The following is a 17879-nucleotide window of genomic DNA, read 5'->3' on the forward strand; positions in this document are numbered from 1 at the left end:
GAAAGAGGATAGCCTGTGGCCAATAAATCGCCTGTCAATCGTCAATCTGCGTCCAATCCTGGAGGCGGCGGCGACGTTCGTGGCCTCGGCGAAACATTTCAGCCGGACCTGAATTCCGGAGTCGGCAACTATCGGGTTCCTCTCGATCTGTTGCCGGGCATACGGAATTTCCAGCCCAGCCTCGCCCTTGGCTACAGCACCGGCGCCGGCAATGGCGCCTGGGGTCTGGGCTGGTCGCTGCCTTTTGCCGCCATCAGCCGCCGCACGTTTCGAGGCACGCCCTCCTACACGGAGGATGATACATTCCTGTTCGCCGGACAAACGGAACTCCTGCCCGTGGGCTCCGATACCTTTCGGGCATCCATCGAGAACGGATTCGAGCAATTCAGCCGCATGGCGTCCGGATGGCAGGTCACGGAAAAGTCCGGCATACGCCACACCTTCGGGACTACGGCTGAAAGCAGGGTCGAATTCGATGATAACGGGACGACCCGGGAGTTCGCCTGGCTTATCGAACGCACCGAGGATACCGCGGGAAACACCATCACATACCGGTATCGAACGGAACAAGGCCAGCGCTATATCGAGGAAATTCGCTACGCCGTCTATGTGATCCGGTTCGAATATGAAGCCCGCCCGGACTCGTTCTCGGATTTTCGCAGCGGCTTTGAGGTGCATACTGCCCTTCGTTGCTCGCGTGTCACGCTTCATGTCGAGCCGCTGGGTCCGGCCGCTGTGCGGACGTGGGCGCTGGCGTATGATACGGAGCCCTACTCCGGTCTGTCGCTTCTTCGGTCGGTCACATTTTCGGGCTTCGATCCGGAAACAGGGGAGTCGGCGTCACTTCCGCCGCTGGAATTTTCTTATACCGCGTTCACCCCCTCAAGCCGCCGTCTGAGGAAATTCGCGGCTGAAGCGGGCGCCGCGCCTCCCGGCCTCGACCAGCCGAATCTGGAACTGATCGATCTGGAGGGCCGCGGTCTGCCCGGTATTCTGTCGATTGAAAACGGTGCGGCGCGCTATTGGTCCAATACGGGCAAGCTCACGTGGAGCCCTCCCCGCTCCTTGCCGCAGTTCCCGGCTGTCTTTTCCACAGGGGAAGACCGCGTGCAATTTGCCGACATGGATGGAAACGGTGCGGCAGATGTGCTCGTCGGCAGCGGAACGCTAAGCGGCTTCTACCGCAATGAGGGAACCGGCGCGTTCGCCGATTTCAACCGGTATGTCCGGCAACCGCAGCTCGCTTTTGAAACCGGTGGCCTGCAGTTAATGGATGTCAATGGCGACGGGCTTGTTGATGCGGTGCACGATGGCCGCACCGGTCTTCAGGTATACGACAACCTGGGTTCCGCGGGGTGGGCACCCCCGCGGCTCGTCCCGCGTGACGATCTGCCGACACCGGTGCCGAATCTTTCTTCGGGAGATCCCCGCGTCCGTCTCGCCGACATCAATGGTGACGGGCTTGCAGATGTAGTGTTATTCAGCAGCGGTTACTTCGAATACTGGCCTTCGCGGGGCGGAGGCCGTTTCTCCGAATCGCGCAAGATGACCGCCGCGCCAAGATTCACGTATCCGTTCGATCCGGCCAGAGTGTTCCTCGTCGATATCAACGGAGATGGCTTGGCCGATGTCGTTTTTGTCGGCTATGACGAGGTAACCTACTGGATCAATCAGTCGGGAAATTCGTTCAGCGCCCCGCAGACGATTCGCTACACGCCGCCAACCTCGCGCGCCGATACCTTGCGAATCGCGGACATAAGCGGAACCGGAACGGCAGGGATTTTGTGGACGAGCCCGTATCCGGACTATCGCTATCTCGATTTCACCGGCGATGTGAAGCCCGGCCTGCTTTCGCGCATCGATAATGGACTTGGCCGAATCACGGCCATCGAATACTCGACCTCGACCGGAGAAGCAACGCGCGACCGGGAGCAGGGAGAACCATGGGCATCATTTCTTCCGTTTCCGGTGCAGGTGGTTTCGGCCGTCACCGTCGATGACTCGATCAGCGGCCTGCATAACGTGACCCGCTATCGTTATCACGAAGGCCATTACGATGGGTATCGGCGGGAATTCGACGGATTCGGCCGATCCGAGCAGATTGAAGAAGGCGATGACTCGATTCCCTCGTGTCGAACTGTCTTTTACTATCACACCGAAGCGTCGGGCCGGCCGGCGGTTCCCGATCCGGAGCTTCGACGCAGCCTGAAACGCAAGCTTTTCCGGGTAGAGGTATTCGGAGAAGACGGGGGTCCGCTGGCATCGGCTCCATACCGTGTGGAGGAGAGTACGTGGACCGTGCGGGTTGAGCAGACGCTTGCGGATAGCCGGCGGGTTCTGTTTCCTTTCATCGAGGAGACAGCCATATCGACATTCGAACGGACGTCCGATGCGCGTATCGAGCGGCGCCTGTTCACGCTCGATATATCCGGAAATGTGACTACCGAAGAGCGTCGCGGAGAAGGCGGATCAGGCGCACCCGGCGCACCCGGCATTGTAACGACCCACGCCGAGTATGCGCTGGACCCCGCAGGACGCGTTCGCGATCGCGTTTCCCGTATTGTCCAGCGTGACGGTGACGGCAATTTGCTCAACGAAGTGCGTCATTATTATGATGGCGCCGCATTCCAGGGATTGGCGCTCGGCCAGGTCACGAATGGACTGCTCACCCGCACTGAAAGAGTGGCGCTGCACAAGAATGCAGCCACGTCCATATATGGTGCGCATGAGCCTGATTTTTCAGCATTGCAGTATCACGATGGAGTGGATCAGGATGGCGAACCTGCCTGGCTGTACAATCAGAAACGGGTCAGCCTGGATGAGCGCGGCAACGTCCTGGTCAGCCGGGATGCACGCGGCAACGATACAACCTACGTCTTCGACGAATTCGGTCTGTTCGCCACGTCGATTACTGATGCAAAAGGCTTTGTCGCAACAGTCGAGCACGATCTCCGGGTAGCGAGGCCCAGGCGGATGGTGAATCCTAACGGCGGAGTGACCGAGTCGCGCTACGACCCCTTGGCACGTATTGCCCTGGTAGTGGCCCCCGGCGATACGCTCACACTCCCCACCGTCACCTATTCATACGAGACTGCGACGCTGCCTGCGCTGCGTGCTGCCCATTATCTCGTTCTTTCGGGTGATTCCCGCACCATTTCCGTCAATGAGTATCTCGATGGAGCCGGAGCCCTCTTCCAGCGCCGCACCGAGCATGACGGCAACAGGGTATCCGTCAGCGGACAGGTCGTTTCCAATGCCCGGGGCAAGACAGCCGAAAAATTCGAATCCTTCTATGCCGAAGGATTGGAGTTCGAGCCGTATTCAACCGACCCTTCCGCGCCACGACGCAGCTTCTTCTTCGACCCATTGGGCCGCGCGATCCGCACCTTGCATCCGGATGGTGGCCAATCCGGCGCGGAGTATGGAACGCTCGACACGGTGTTTTCCGATGCCGGAGATAACGACCCTGCCCTGGCGGATTCGTTCGGGACACCGCGGCGCGAGATCTACGACGCATGGTACCGTCTGGTGGGAGTGGAAGAGCGCGACCAGGCATCAAGCCGCACAACAAGCTACGAGCTTGATGCCACCGGCCGTTTGCGGCAGATCACCGATCCCCGGGGGGTGGTCCTTAGCCGCATCACCCGCGATCTGACGGGTCAGGAGATTTCGATCGAGCATGTGGATGCGGGCCATCGCCTGTTGGCTTATGATGCCGCCGGCAACCTCGCGCTGCAGGTGGATGGGGCCGGCGAGCCCATTAATCGCAGCTTCGATGAACTGAATCGCATCACCGGGACGACTTATGGGGGTACCGAGCCGGAAACATACTTCTACGACGCCGGGACAGGCACGAATCTGACGGGCCGTATTGCACGCACGATCGACCCCGCCGGCGAGACTACCTATAGCTACGATTCCCGCGGCAATGTCGTCGAGCGCTCGCGCCTGGCGCCGGGCCAGACCGAAGCCCTGGCACTGAGCTACTCATTCGACCGCATCGGCCGTATGACCCGGCTGACCTACCCCGATGGGGCGGTTATTGATTTCGAGCACTATTCGGGATTTCTACTTCGGTCCATTCCTGGAGTTTTGAACGCGATCGAATACACAGCCGCCGGTGTGCGAACGGGGATGGATTATCAGAACGGAGTCCGGACTGAATACAGCTATGATCCTGCCTCTCTTCGGCTAAGGGAAATCCGGACGTTCCGGCCCGATACGGGAGACGTATACTTTCATACCCGCTACGACATCAATACAGTCGGGAACGTTGCGTCAATCGAGGATCTGCGGCCTGCTACGCCGGGATTTCTGCGGACGCAGGGCTTCGCATACGATGCCTTCCACAATCTGCTGGAGGCTTCCAGTCCCGATCCAACGGCAGGATATTCGCATGTCTACGAATATGACGCAGCGGCAAATTTTATTCGCAATCCACTGATCAGCTCCAATCCGCTCTTTTATGAAAACGGCGGCAACAGCAACCGGCTGAGTGGTCACAGCGACGGCATTAATCCCGTTAGTCTGTTCGGGTACGATCCGAACGGCAACGTCGTATCCATGCCGGGGCGCACCCTGACTTTTGACGCGAAGCAGCAACTTGCGCGCGTGCAACTGGACAGCGGCGCCGATGTGGCTTTTTTCTATGACCATAAAGGTGTGCTGAGCCGGCGCGAAGCCACCGAGGCCGGTTCGACAGAGGTGACGCACTACGTTGACAACCTGTTCGAGTCGGGTGATGGTTCAGACACGCGCTGGGTGCTGGCGGGAGACCTGCCGGTCGCCCGTATCTCCGGCGGGACGACCGTATTCATCCACAACGATCATCTGGGCAGTGCGGTCATCTATACTGATGTGGATGGCGGCCTTTTGACCGAGGCCGCGTTCCACCCTTTTGGAAGTGTGCTCATTGCACCGTCCGGTACCCTGCCCCCCGCATTCGCGACGAAAAAACTCGATGCGGAAATCGGCTTGTACTATTTTAACGCGCGCTGGTACTCGCCGACGATGGGTCGCTTCATTTCACCGGACCCGCTCTACCTGTACCAACCGGAACAGGGGCTTCAGGAACCGAAGCGTCTGAACCCTTATGCGTACGCCGGCAATAATCCGGTGCGCTATGTCGATCCGAGCGGCCTCGGCTTCTGGGATGTGCTGGGCGCGATCGTCATCGCCATCGCCGTGGTGGTGGCCGTTGTCGCCGTTTCGGTGCTGACCTTCGGAGTCGGGACCGCGATCGGGTTCGGCACGCTCCTGGCCTATGCGGCGGTTGCAGGACTTGCGGGTGCCGCGATTGGCGCTGTTGTCGGCGGCATTGCCTATGGTAGTTGGGAAGGCGCCCTGCGCGGGGCGCTGATCGGATTTACCGCAGGCGCCAACGCCATGATCGGCGGCATGATCTTCGGGCCGATTATCGGCGCCGCACTGGGTGTCATCACCTTCCTGTCGGTCATCCCGCCAGTGGCAAAGAGCGATGTCTATCAGGGCATACTCGGCTGGACCAGCTACCTGATGCCGATGAGTTGGCCGGGCCATGCCATTGGTCTTACCTTGTTCGCCTTGAACGTCGTCGGCTACCTGGTCACGTTCGGGCAGGTGGATGCGCTGCGGATTCGAGATATGCAGGTTGACTGGAAAACGGGAAACATTTTCACCGTGGGCGGATGGGTCGGACAGCTGGACGGGAGAGCATTCAACTTCGGCGCATTCAGTTTCGTGAACACATCCCGCTATGTTGGCGGAGAAATCATCCCCGCAACGTTCGAACATGAATCGGGCCATATGCTGAGTAACGCAGCATTCGGTTTCTTCCAGGCAACACGCGTGTTCGAAGGAAACGGGCTGGACAGTTTCTGGGAGCGTATTGCCGAAAGCAATGTACCTCCAGGGCTGCGCGGCAGCGATCCCGTGACACCAGAACCCGATCGTCCCAAGATCCCGCAATGGGGCTGATGTACCCGTCTACTGCTATTGCTGGGAATATGAGCTATAAGATATGAGTTATTGCTAATCTGCGTGTAGCAACTCAGCCGTCACTTCATTCTGGCATACCCCGTCGCGCTCGAACACGCTGATGTTTTGCAGAGTGGTTTGCGCGATGCTGGACAACGCTTCAGCGGTAAAGAATCCCTGATGTCCGGTAATCAGCACATTCGGAAAAGTCAGCAGGCGTTCGAACACATCATCCTGTCTCACTTGATCGGACAGATCCTTAAAGAACAAGTCACCTTCCTGCTCATACACATCCAATCCCAGGCAGCCGATTTTTGAAGATTTCAGTCCTTCAACCACCGCCAGCGTATCAATCACCGCACCCCGGCTGGTGTTGATCAGCATTACGCCGCGCTTCATGCGCGTAATCGCCGCCCTATCGATTAAATGATGAGTTTGCCAGTTGAGCGGACAATGCAGGGTGATGATGTCGCTGTCCGCATAAAGTTGCTCCAGCGGAACATATTCCACACCCAGACTGATACATTCCGGACTTTCTTGCGAATCATGGGCGACCAGGCGGCAACCGAAACCATGCAGTATTCGCGCGACTGCGGCGCCGATGCGCCCTGTACCGACAATACCGGCGGTTTTTCCGCGTAATTCGAAGCCGAGTAGCCCTTGCAAAGCGAAGTTGCCGTTGCGCACACGATTATAGGCCTGGTGAAGATGCCGATTGAGCGCGAGCATCAGTCCCACACTATGCTCCGCTACCGAATGCGGTGAATAGGCGGGAACTCGCACTACACGAAGCCCCAGGTTATTGGCCGCCTGGATATCCACATTATTGAAGCCCGCACAGCGCAGCGCGATCAGACGTGTGCCCTGCGCCGCCAACGTTTGCAGCACCGCGGCATTCAGCGTGTCGTTGACAAATACACACACGGCGGGAAAATCTGCCACCATCTGGCGCGTTTCCTCGCACAGGTGCGAATCAAAAAACATCAACTCATGCCCGATCTCACGATTGGCAGCCAGCAAAAATTGACGGTCATAGGACTGTGCACTACAAACAGCAACCTTCATTCAGGCTCCTTATTGGCTCCACTTGCGGCTGCACGAACAATCAACGCTGAATGCCTCAGCCGGACTTTGGGAGAAAGCTGCCTTATCCGCAGCAGCCGGATTGTGCCTGAACCGGCGGACATTTAACCGTCCCGAAGGAACAAAATACACAGCAGTCGCCGGGATGAGGGCGCAGCAGCGCCTTGCAGCCAGTGCATTCATAATAAAACTGGCAGGCATCTATCGGCATTATCTCCCGTTTGGCATATCCGCAACGCGGGCAGGTCAGCACCGATTCCAGGATGGGCGCATCATGAAGGCACGTATCAGGCGGTAAGGATCGATCTTGGCGGAACTCAGCAAGTGACATGAAAAAGTCCAATGGTTGAGCCTTTAGCCTTGTTCCAATGGTGAATGGCTTCGGGGGTGGGTGAGAGATCAACCCGAACCTCCTCTTTCTTGAAATATTCGGATGCTTCTTTAGAGAGCGTTACATTGCCATCGTGGCCTGAGCCAATGATCAGCCGTTCTGCCCCCTTTTCGAATATATGCTCAGCCTCGTCGAGTGAGATGGTATGAGATGTGCCGAACACTGCCTTGGATAGCTTTTTCTTTCTCTTCTTGATCTCACCTGAAAGCCGGATGAGAACATCATGTTCGATATCAGACCCATCTATAGTGATGGAGCCAAATTTGGTACCGTCAATTCTAGGTTTCATGATAACTACTCCTGTCGTTTGCGCCTGATGTTCGATATGAGCGGACCGCAGAGGCCGCAGGCCGGAGAGGGTCCGCTCGATGAAAGGGTTGGACGTCATGCGGTGGCAAGCGTTCCGTCTTTATCGATCCGGTCCCACCTTCCGTAGAATTCATCCCGGAACTCCTTGCCCAGCGTCATTCCTTGGCCTGCTCCGCCATCTGGCGATGGGATTTCGCCATATTCATATTAGTATCCGCTGCCTCCTGATAGAGGCGTGCCAAGGCTCGGGTATGCTCTTTCAGATCTTCAGTTTGCCGGCCATAGTAAGAACCATGTGCCTCATACTCCGCAAGCTGATTTTCTTGTGCTTTTACCTTTGCCTGCATTTTTTGTGCCGCATCCTCATAGTGCTTCGCCAGTGCATTATGATCTGCTTTAGTTTTGGCGTTCCGAACGGCACTTGTCATGTCCATCGGGTGATGATCGATATTCGCACAGGATGCCAACAAGCCGAGAGTAGCCAGAATAACGAAGACGTTTTTGACTTTCATGATGTACCTCCGTGGTGGGGTTGGTATGAAGAAGTAAGAATCCTAAATCCAGCAGTTGACCGCTTATCTTTCAATTTAACGCTATGATCGACAAACACCATTTTCTCTACTTGACCTTCACCTTTATGGTGGGTCGCTACAGGGTGGATTGCGCGGTTCTTGCGGCACATGGCTGCGTTGCAACTCCTTGGAATGGAATGACCATTCCGCGTCGTTGCGCCTTGCCCTGCACCCCAAAAACCGCACACTCTACCCTGTCCAACTGCTGGATCTAGGATAATACAATGGAATTTATGACGGCATTTCATAACTTGATACGATTAAGGCGCAAAGCATTGGTGACAACGGATACCGAGCTCGTCGCCATGGCGGCGCCGGCGAACATCGGCGACAGCAGCAACCCGAAAGCCGGGTACAGCACACCGGCAGCCAGCGGGATGCCAAGCGCGTTATAACCGAAGGCAAAGGCAAGGTTCTGCCGGATGTTGCGCATGGTGGCGCGTGACAGCACGATAGCCCGTTCAATGCCACGCAGGTCACCCTTGACCAGCGTAATCGCCGCGCTTTCCATTGCCACGTCGGTGCCGGTGCCCATCGCGATGCCGACTTCGGCCTGAGCCAGCGCGGGCGCATCATTGATGCCATCACCCGCCATCGCTACCGTGCGCCCCTCGGCCTGGAGGCGCTTCACATGGCCAGCCTTGTCCTCGGGCAGTACTTCAGCCAATACTTCATCGATGCCGAGTTGCCGCGCAACCGCATCGGCTGTGCGCCGCGAATCGCCGGTAAGCATGACGATATGCACACCCAGATTTCGAAGCCCTGCGATAGCCTCCGGCGTACTTTCCTTGATCGGGTCAGCAACCGCGGCGATGCCAGCGGCAATACCGTCGATGGCGAAGAACACCACGGTTTTGGATTCCGTGCGCCAGGTTTCCGCACGCGAGTCCCAGTCCTGCGTATTCACACCATGCTGTGCGAGAAAATTGCGGCTGCCGACCAGCACGCGCTTGCCACCGATATCGGCTTGCACGCCAAGGCCGTTGATGGCATCGAAAGCTTCCGCCGGACGTGGTGTCAAGCCTCGCGCTTTTGCACCCTCAAGGATTGCAAGCCCGATAGGATGTTCGGAAAGCTGCTCCACGCTCGCGACGAGCGCGAGCGCTTCGTCGTGCGCAAACCCCTCGGTGATAAAATCAGTCAACGCGGGGCGCCCCAGCGTCAGCGTGCCGGTCTTGTCGATTACTACGGTATCGACATCGCGCATGCGCTCGATCGCGTCGGCATTGCGGAACAGGATGCCCACCCGCGCGCCCTGCCCCATCGCGACGGTCATCGAAATGGGGGTGGCAAGACCGACGGCGCAGGGGCAGGCGATGATGAGAACGGCGATGGCATTGAGAAACGCATAGGCAAATCTCGGTTCCGGACCGAGAAACCACCATGCAAGCGCGGTAAGGATAGCGATGGCGATGACAGCCTGGACGAAATACGCCGCAATGACATCCGCAAGCCTCTGGATGGGGGCGCGGGTGCGCTGCGCTTCCCCGACCATATGGACGATACGCGCCAGCAGCGTGTCCGCACCCACGCGCTCGGCGCGGATAACCAGCGAGCCATTGCTATTCATGGTTGCGCCGGTGACCTTGTCGCCCGGCGCCTTGGCCACCGGCACCGGTTCGCCCGTAATCATGGATTCATCCACCCGGCTCGAGCCTTCAAGTACCGTCCCGTCGACAGGAATTTTTTCTCCCGGTTTGACGCGCAGCCGGTTGCCTACGGTTACGGCCTCGAGCGGCACTTGTTCCTCCGCTCCATCGTCGCTTAAACGCCACGCCTGGTTGGGCGCGAGCTTGAGCAGCTGCTGAATTGCCCGGCTGGTCTGGCCCATCGCCCGCGACTGAAGATAGTCGCCGAGTGTCACCAGCGTTACGATAACCGCGGCCGCCTCGAAATAAATTCCCACCGCGCCATCGTGCGCGCGGAACTCCGGCGGAAACCAGCCGGGCATGAGCACCGCCGCGAGGCTGAAGAGATAGGCGAACCCAACTCCCAGACCGATCAGCGTATACATGTTGAGCGCGCGACGCACGAGCGAAAGCCAGAATTTGCGCAGGATCGGCCAGCCAACCCACAGCACCACGGGCGTACCCAGCGAGAATTCGACCCAGCTGCGTGAATGCGGCTGGAGTCCGAATGGTTCATGAATGCCGATCATGGGCGCCATTGCGAGCACCACCAGCGGGAGCGACAAGGCAATGCCGATCCATAATCGGCGCGCGAGGTCGCGCAATTCGGAATCATCGGCTTTCCCGCCGCCTGTGCCTGCGACAGGTACCAGCGCCATGCCGCAGATGGGGCAATCGCCCGGCGCATCCCGCAGGATTTCGGGGTGCATGGGGCAGGTCCATTGGGCTTCCGCCGTCGCCTTGGTGGGTGCCGGCGGTGTGGCATCCGTGTGCGGGTGACCGCGCGGCAAGTGGTCGTGCCGATGATCGTGAGCGTGTGATGGATGGGTAGGATTCATGCCTGATTCATTTCTGAATTTCGGTGAAATCGCGTTATAGAATAGAATTTTGGGCTACTCTAATTCATATTAGACCAGCTTTTACTATTTGGACAATTTTCGGAAATTATTGTATTGCCAGGCAGATTGATGGGTTGCGCTTTGCTCCACCCATCCTAGAAAAACTTCGTTATTCCCGCGAAAGCGGGAATAACGGTGTAAAGGGGAAGTAGGTGTAGGGCAATGTGCTTGCATAAATAAAAAAATAAAAATATCGTTGACAGCGAACAGAGTATCTACGCCTGCGACACTACAGAGCCATCCGAGAAAATCGCCCAATCGTTTGCTGATTGATTCCACGTGCGAGCCGACGTATTTCTCCAAGGTACGTTAGCGACACAGCAGCATGCTCATTTAGACATATCATATTTCCTCTTGCTTGCGCAGACTCCATTCCTTCACCAGCGCGTAGATCGCGGGGATGACGATCAGGGTAAGCAAGGTTGAGGACACCATGCCCCCGACCATGGGCGCGGCTATGCGCCGCATCACTTCGGAGCCGGTGCCGCTGCTCCACATGATTGGCAGCAGTCCTGCCATGATCGCCACCACGGTCATCATCTTTGGCCGCACGCGCTCGACCGCGCCCTCCATGACAGCAGCGTACAAATCGGTGACCGACGGCTTACTGCCCGTGGCCGCGCGTTGCTTCCTGATGGCTTCCCAGGCATGATCGAGATAGATCAGCATCACGACGCCCGTCTCGGCGGCAACGCCTGCGAGCGCAATGAAGCCTACGCCTACCGCGACACTGAGATTGTAGCCAAGCAACCACATCAGCCAGACGCCACCCACCAGCGAAAAGGGCACTGACAGCATGACGATGAGGGTTTCGGTAAGCCGCCTGAAATTAAGGTAGAGAAGCAGAAAAATTATCACCAAGGTAAGGGGTATGACCACTTTCAGCTTCTGCTCGGCTCGTTCCATATACTCGAACTGACCACTCCATGTCGCGTAGTATCCAGGTGGAAATTTCACCTGCTCCTCTACCGCCTTCTGCGCCTCGGCCACGTAACCGCCGATATCGCGATTGCGAATGTCGACGAAGATATACGCCGAGAGCAGCGCGTTCTCGGTGCGTATGCTTGGGGGCGCCTTGACTGTTTTGACGCTGGCAACCTGACCCAGCGGGATCATGCCCCCATTTGGGAGGGGCACCAGGATCTGCGTAGCGATGGCCAGGGGATCCTGCCGCAGTTCACGCGGATAACGCACGGTGACACCGAAGCGCTCGCGGCCCTCCACCGTGGTCGTCAGCATTTCGCTCCCCAGTGCCACCGAAATCACTTCCAGCAGATCGCCGACCGCCAGTCCATAACGGGCGAGCGCCAAACGGTCGGGCTCGATATCGAGGTAGTAGCCGCCGGTCGTGCGTTCCGCATAAGCACTGGTGGTTCCAGGCACCGTTTTCACGACAGCCTCGATCTGCCTGGCGAGCTCCTCCATTTCGCCCAGATCCTTACCGAACACTTTGATGCCGATCGGTGTGCGGATGCCGGTGGCGAGCATGTCGATCCGGTTCTTGATCGGCATGGTCCAGGCATTGCTCACCCCCGGTATCTGCAGTGCCTGGTCTAGTTCGGCAATCAGTTTGTCGATGGTCATGCCGGTGCGCCATTCACTTTCCGGTTTCAGGTTGATGACCGTCTCGGCCATCTCCAGCGGGGCCGGGTCAGTGGCCGTATTGGCGCGGCCGGCTTTGCCGAATACCGATTCGACCTCGGGGAAGATCTTGATGATTTTGTCCTGGGTCTGCAATAACTCCGCGGATTTTGTGACCGACAACGCCGGTAGTGTAATCGGCATAAACAACAGGCTTCCCTCGTTCAACACCGGCATGAACTCACTGCCCAGTTTCATCGCCGGGAATATCGAAAGTACAAGCGTGATCAGGGCCATTACAATGGTGAGTTTCTTCCAGCGCATGACCCAGGCGATGACGGGGCGGTAAATCCATATTAGAAAGCGGTTAACGGGATTTTTCTGCTCGGGCATGATCTTGCCGCGGATGAAAAGAAACATCAGTACCGGCACCAGCGTGATCGACAGTAGCGCCGCGCCCGCCATCGCAAAAGTTTTGGTATAGGCCAGCGGTGCGAACATGCGCCCTTCCTGTGCCTCCAGGGTGAACACCGGCAGGAATGAAACCGTGATGATCAGCAGACTGAAGAACAATGCGGGCCCCACCTCGCGGCACGCATCAATCATGATTTGCAGGCGCGGCGCGTTCGGGGGCGCGCGCTCCAGATGTTTGTGGGCATTCTCGATCATGACGATTGCGGCATCCACCATGGCGCCGATGGCGATGGCGATGCCACCCAGGCTCATGATATTGGAATTGAGTCCCATCATGTGCATGGTGGTGAGCGCAATGAGTACGCCGATGGGCAGCATGACGATAGCAACCAGCGCGCTCCTCGCATGCATGAGAAATATAATGCAGACCACGCCTACCACGATGCTTTCCTCGATCAGGACTCGTTTCAGATTGTCGATGGCACGATGGATCAGGTCCGAACGGTCGTAAACCGTCTGCAACGACACACCCTCCGGTAATCCGCTGGCGATTTCCGCGATCTTGCTTTTCAGGTTGTCGATGACGTCAAGCGCGTTTTGTCCGTAGCGGGCCACGGCGATCCCGGCGACCACTTCACCTTCACCGTTCAATTCCGCGATCCCGCGCCGTTCGTCCGGCGCCAGTTCGACACGCGCCACGTCGCGAATCAGCACAGGCGTGCCTTCTTGTGCCTTGAGCACAAGATTTTCAATGTCGGCTATCCCGCGCAGGTAGCCTCGGCCACGCACCACGTATTCGGTTTCCGCCATCTCGATCACCCGTCCGCCTACGTCTCGATTGCTGGCGCGGATCACTGCGGCGACCGTGTTGAGAGGTATGCCGTAAGCCTGCAGCTTGCGTGGCTCCACCGTGACTTGATAGGTTTTGACGAATCCACCCACGCTCGCCACCTCTGCGACGCCCTGAGCCTTGGTCAGCTGATAACGCACAAACCAGTCCTGTATGGTGCGCAGTTCCGCGAGCGTATGCTGGGCTGCCACGACAACATACTGATACACCCACCCGACCCCCGTGGCATCCGGCCCCAAAGTGGGGGTGACGCCGCGCGGCATGCGCCCGGCCGCAAAATTGAGGTATTCGAGTACCCGGCTCCGTGCCCAGTAGATATCAGTGTTGTCCTCGAAAATGACGTAGATAAAGGAGGCTCCAAATACCGACAGGCCGCGCACCACCCTGGATTTCGGCACGGCCAGCATGGCCGTGCTCAGGGGATAGGTAACCTGATCTTCCACTACCTGCGGCGCCTGCCCAGGGTACTCGGTATAGATGATGACCTGCACATCCGAGAGATCGGGAATCGCGTCCAGTGGCGTGCGAATAACGGCATAGATACCCACACCGATAACGAGCGCTGTCGTCAGCAACACGAGGAACACGTTGCGGGCGGACCATTCGATTATGCGGCCCAGCATGTCAGTGCCCCCGCGGCTTGCTGGCGCCTACCGATTGGATGCGAACGATGACATATTCGCCAGCCGGCTCCTCAATCATCTCGAAATCAACCTTCTGACCGGGCTTCAATGGCTGCAGCAATGCCGGATCCGTGGCACGGAAGTCCATGGTCATTGCGGGCCAATTAAGGCTGGTAATCGGATCATGGGCAATGGTTACCGTGGCATGCGCCCAATCCATCGCTTCAATCCTGCCCTCGCCGCGATGCGTCACCCGTGCAGATGCTGCCACAGATGCGCCGGACCTGGCCTGCCCATTCTCGCCAAGCGTAGAACCTGAGGGATGATGGCCGAAGCCGCCCAGTGCCGCCTTGAGGTTACTCTCGGCATCGATCAGAAAGTTCGCGCTGACCACAACCGCTTCCCCGGCGGCAAGTCCCCCCAGTACTTCAGCGTAGCCATCGGCATGCATGCCGAGTTTTACCGTGCGCGGCTCGAAGCGGCCTTCGCCGAGAGCAACCAGCACCAGCCGTCGCGTGCCGGTGTCAAGCACTGCCGAGTCGGGTACGGTAAGCACTTTATCTTTGCGGTGGGATGAAGCAAACTCGACTCTTCCGTACATGGCTGGCTTGAGCAGACCTTCGTTATTGGATAGCTCAATACGCACTTTGGCGGTGCGGGTCTCCGGCATCACCGTGGGATAGATGAACGTCACCTCGCCGTTAAATATTTTGTCCGGATACGCATCAATCCTGATGGTGGCTGTTTGCCCGCGATGCACCATGGCCAAGTCCTGTTCAAACACGTCTGCCAGCATCCATACCCTGGAAAGATCTGAAATCCGGTACAGCACCTCTCCGGGCATGAAGCGCATCCCCTGGATGGCAGGCTTTTCCAGCACCACGCCGCTCACTGGGGAACGCAAGGTGATGGTCTGTCCGATCTCACCCTTCTGCTGCAGGGTTTGCAAGTCGGACTCCGAAATGTCCCAGTTACGCAGCCTCTGCAAGGCGCTCTCCGCCAGCCGTTGTATTCCACCCTGGACATCCGGGCTGCTATCCTCGACCGACTTCAATCCCTTCCTGGCGATAGAGTATTCATGTTGCGCCGTGATCAGCTCGGGACTGTACACATCCATCAGCGGCTCGCCTTTTTTCACTGCCTGGCCGGTGGTATTGACATAGAGCCGCTGGATCCAGCCCTCGAACTTGGGCGCCACGGTGTATAGCCAACGTTCGTCCGCCTGTACTGTCGCTACGGCCCGTACGGTACGAGTGAGCTCCCGCAGCGCGGCGATCTCGGTTCTCACCCCCAGTTTTTGTATTTTTTCGGTACTGATCGTCACTACATCGGATGGGGCCGCTTCACCCTCGTACACCGGCAGGTAGTCCATCCCCATGGAGTCTTTCTTTGGCACCGGCGAAGTATCAGGGTGGCCCATCGGGTTGCGGTAGTAGAGAATCTTGCGATCGGGTATCAAGGTTTTGGGCGGATTAGCCGCTGAAGGCCCGGATTGGGTGTTACCCCACCAATAACCTGCGGCCAGCATTGCAGCGGCCAAGGCGATAACCGCCATCAATTTGGCAGTTGTTTTCATAGGGGCTCCGCTGATAGGGAGAGGCCGCCTGGTGCCGGCGGCTTGCCGATGAGCAAATCGATTTCCGCAAGCGCCTTGTTGTAGCTGGCCATGGCTGTCACTAAGCTGATTTCATAGTTGAACACCGTCATCTGGCTGTCGAGCAGCGTGAGGAAGTCGACGCGATTAACCCGGTAGGCGGCCAACGCCGATTCAACCGTCAACCGGGCCTGCGGCAGGATGGCGGTCTGGTAGAGCCGTGCCGATTTCAGGCTTTGCTCAGCCATCGCTGTCTGCTGGCGCAGACTGGCGGTCACTTCATTGCGCTGCGCCTCATGCAGGCTCTGGGCCTGATCGCGCTTCGCCAAGGCTTCCGCGACGCGCGGCGCGAGCTTGTTTTCCCGCCACACCGGCAGGTTGACCGCCACCGTCAGGGTAACCATATCGGGGCGCCGGGTGCCGTCCAGCATGTTGTCGCGTTGACCGTATGCCAGGCGTACATCGAAGTCGGGGTAGTAATTTCTGCGGGCCAGGTCCAGCGCTTTTTCGTTACGTGCCACGATACTTCGCAGCGCCAGCAATTGCGGCCGCTGCGAAAGAGCGGTTTCGCGCAGCGATTCCAGCGTCAAGGTCTCTTCCCGCAGTTGCGGCGGTTCCGGTTCCGGCGCTGCAACCGCTGCATTGCGGCCAAGCGCGCGAATGAGCTCTGCTTCGATCGTCGGCCGTTCGCGCGCAAGCCTGAGCAGTTCATCCAGCATTCTGGATACCTGTGTCTGTGCCTTCAGTGCATCGGCCTGGCTTCCCAGGCCTACCCCGTAGTGTTTCTCGGCAATGTGCAGAAGATCCTCCAGGATCAGCTTGTTTTTCTCGACCAGCCGGGTCATTTCGAGCGTAAGCCCCAGATCGAAATAAGCGATCTTGATGTCGCGTGCCACTCGGTTCATGGTTTCCTGGTAACCGTAGCCGACGCTCTGCGCATCCTGGGCGGCGACATCCTTGCGCAAACCCCGTTTACCCGGGAATGGCAGGCGCTGGGACAGGCCAATCATTTTCATGGTCATGTCTTCGCGGTTCAAAGTCGACGATGTCAGGGGCGCGTTGACCAGCCCTGCTTCGAGTACTGGGTCATCAAGTGCTTCCGCAGGTGCAATCCGCTGGCTGGCGGCGTCGCGTTCCCGTAGTGCGGCCTGAATTTCCGGGTTGTTCTCCAGGGCTTCCGAAACCAGGGAAGTCAGGAGAGTGGACTGATGGGTACTGCTCGTTGCAGAGGCTTTCGGCGGAGCGGCAGCGAAAGTCCGTGACCCTCCTTCCGCATGGGCATGCCCTGGATCTTCGGCTTGCGCATTGACTGAAATCATTGCCCCGGCAAGCACCAGGACTAGGGCAACGGTTTCGCCGCGCATCACTGCAAACCCCCTTTTGTCTCTTTTGTCCTTATAGGAGCCTGCATCCGGAATTTCACGATGATGTAATCTGAACCCGATTTTTCCAGGAAAAATTCCACCGCATTGCCTTCCTTCACAGTGCTGGCTAATGTGTGCTCCTTGAGACGAAATGACATAGTCATCCGTGGCCAACCCAGTGCGGGAATAGGGTCATGATCTATCTTTACCGTGGCTTTGGCCTGATCCACATGTAGCACGACTCCCTTCGCAGGGATGAGATTCGCAGATGTCGCGCTTTCGGCCACACCCGCAATGACTGTGCGTTCGTCTTTTCCCAATATTGGTTTCTGCTTTGGAGAAGACCGCTCATCGGAAACTGCTTGCCCGGACTGAGTCAAAGAAGCAGACGGCGCCGGATCAACTGGAACTGGCTGGGCGATTTGGCCTGCAAGTGCTAGCGCAGGCATGCCTGCAAGAGCCAGCGCCAGTTGCGATGCAACTGAGAATGGGATATTCATCCTGACCTCCTTAAAAAATCTCGTAACCACCGCACTATCGGTTTAGTGATATTGAATAGCGGGTTCAGTGTGCCGCCTGGTGAATTTATGCAAAAAGCATGACGCCGGGCGTCGAG

Annotated in this window: 10 protein-coding genes; 1 reads left to right on the top strand and 9 read right to left on the bottom strand. The window is 58.0% G+C overall.

Annotation, left to right across the window (positions count from 1 at the left end; translation table 11 throughout):
• The first annotated feature begins 15 nt into the window (after positions 1 to 15).
• Positions 16 to 5955, top strand: a complete 5940-nt coding sequence (locus tag BLO43_RS01565; RefSeq protein WP_090905383.1) for a toxin TcdB middle/N-terminal domain-containing protein — start codon at positions 16 to 18, stop codon at positions 5953 to 5955.
• 54 nt (positions 5956 to 6009) lie between these two features.
• Here BLO43_RS01565 and BLO43_RS01570 read toward each other — a convergent pair whose 3' ends face one another.
• The 9 genes from BLO43_RS01570 to BLO43_RS01610 form a co-directional block, all read right to left on the bottom strand.
• Positions 6010 to 7020 carry a 2-hydroxyacid dehydrogenase gene (locus BLO43_RS01570; RefSeq protein ID WP_090905385.1) on the bottom strand — a complete coding sequence of 337 codons (1011 nt, stop codon included), beginning with the start codon at positions 7018 to 7020 and terminating at the stop codon, positions 6010 to 6012.
• 82 nt (positions 7021 to 7102) lie between these two features.
• Complete coding sequence (locus tag BLO43_RS17130) at positions 7103 to 7369, bottom strand: GDCCVxC domain-containing (seleno)protein (protein ID WP_302847658.1); 267 nt, start codon at positions 7367 to 7369, stop codon at positions 7103 to 7105.
• The gene (locus BLO43_RS01580; protein ID WP_090905832.1) at positions 7356 to 7718 is read right to left on the bottom strand and encodes an MTH938/NDUFAF3 family protein; all 363 of its coding nucleotides are present in this window, start codon (positions 7716 to 7718) and stop codon (positions 7356 to 7358) included. Before BLO43_RS01580 ends, BLO43_RS17130 begins: the two co-directional genes overlap by 14 nt.
• Before the next feature lie 175 nt (positions 7719 to 7893).
• Positions 7894 to 8250, bottom strand: coding sequence for a hypothetical protein (locus tag BLO43_RS01585; RefSeq protein WP_090905387.1), 357 nt, complete (start codon positions 8248 to 8250; stop codon positions 7894 to 7896).
• A gap of 304 nt (positions 8251 to 8554) precedes the next feature.
• On the bottom strand, positions 8555 to 10777 hold the full coding sequence (locus BLO43_RS01590; RefSeq protein ID WP_090905389.1) for a copper-transporting P-type ATPase: 2223 nt from the start codon (positions 10775 to 10777) through the stop codon (positions 8555 to 8557).
• Positions 10778 to 11179: 402 nt separating this feature from the next.
• On the bottom strand, positions 11180 to 14305 hold the full coding sequence (locus BLO43_RS01595) for an efflux RND transporter permease subunit (RefSeq protein WP_090905391.1): 3126 nt from the start codon (positions 14303 to 14305) through the stop codon (positions 11180 to 11182).
• Position 14306: 1 nt separating this feature from the next.
• Complete coding sequence (locus BLO43_RS01600; protein ID WP_090905393.1) at positions 14307 to 15881, bottom strand: efflux RND transporter periplasmic adaptor subunit; 1575 nt, start codon at positions 15879 to 15881, stop codon at positions 14307 to 14309.
• Positions 15878 to 17263, bottom strand: a complete 1386-nt coding sequence (locus tag BLO43_RS01605; RefSeq protein ID WP_090905395.1) for a TolC family protein — start codon at positions 17261 to 17263, stop codon at positions 15878 to 15880. The genes BLO43_RS01600 and BLO43_RS01605 overlap by 4 nt, the downstream gene beginning before the upstream one ends.
• Positions 17263 to 17763, bottom strand: coding sequence for a copper-binding protein (locus BLO43_RS01610; protein WP_090905397.1), 501 nt, complete (start codon positions 17761 to 17763; stop codon positions 17263 to 17265). Before BLO43_RS01610 ends, BLO43_RS01605 begins: the two co-directional genes overlap by 1 nt.
• Positions 17764 to 17879: the final 116 nt, after the last annotated feature.

The organism is Nitrosospira sp. Nsp13, assembly GCF_900101945.1.
Taxonomy (GTDB): Bacteria; Pseudomonadota; Gammaproteobacteria; order Burkholderiales; family Nitrosomonadaceae; genus Nitrosospira; species Nitrosospira multiformis_D.

Bases quoted from the DNA above. Each gene is read 5' to 3' on its own strand.
- BLO43_RS01570 (WP_090905385.1), bottom strand. From the start codon at position 7,020: ATGAAGGTTGCTGTTTGTAGTGCACAGTCCTATGACCGTCAATTTTTG.
- BLO43_RS17130 (WP_302847658.1), bottom strand. From the start codon at position 7,369: ATGTCACTTGCTGAGTTCCGCCAAGATCGATCCTTACCGCCTGATACG.
- BLO43_RS01580 (WP_090905832.1), bottom strand. From the start codon at position 7,718: ATGAAACCTAGAATTGACGGTACCAAATTTGGCTCCATCACTATAGAT.
- BLO43_RS01585 (WP_090905387.1), bottom strand. From the start codon at position 8,250: ATGAAAGTCAAAAACGTCTTCGTTATTCTGGCTACTCTCGGCTTGTTG.
- BLO43_RS01590 (WP_090905389.1), bottom strand. From the start codon at position 10,777: ATGAATCCTACCCATCCATCACACGCTCACGATCATCGGCACGACCAC.
- BLO43_RS01595 (WP_090905391.1), bottom strand. From the start codon at position 14,305: ATGCTGGGCCGCATAATCGAATGGTCCGCCCGCAACGTGTTCCTCGTG.
- BLO43_RS01600 (WP_090905393.1), bottom strand. From the start codon at position 15,881: ATGAAAACAACTGCCAAATTGATGGCGGTTATCGCCTTGGCCGCTGCA.
- BLO43_RS01605 (WP_090905395.1), bottom strand. From the start codon at position 17,263: ATGCGCGGCGAAACCGTTGCCCTAGTCCTGGTGCTTGCCGGGGCAATG.
- BLO43_RS01610 (WP_090905397.1), bottom strand. From the start codon at position 17,763: ATGAATATCCCATTCTCAGTTGCATCGCAACTGGCGCTGGCTCTTGCA.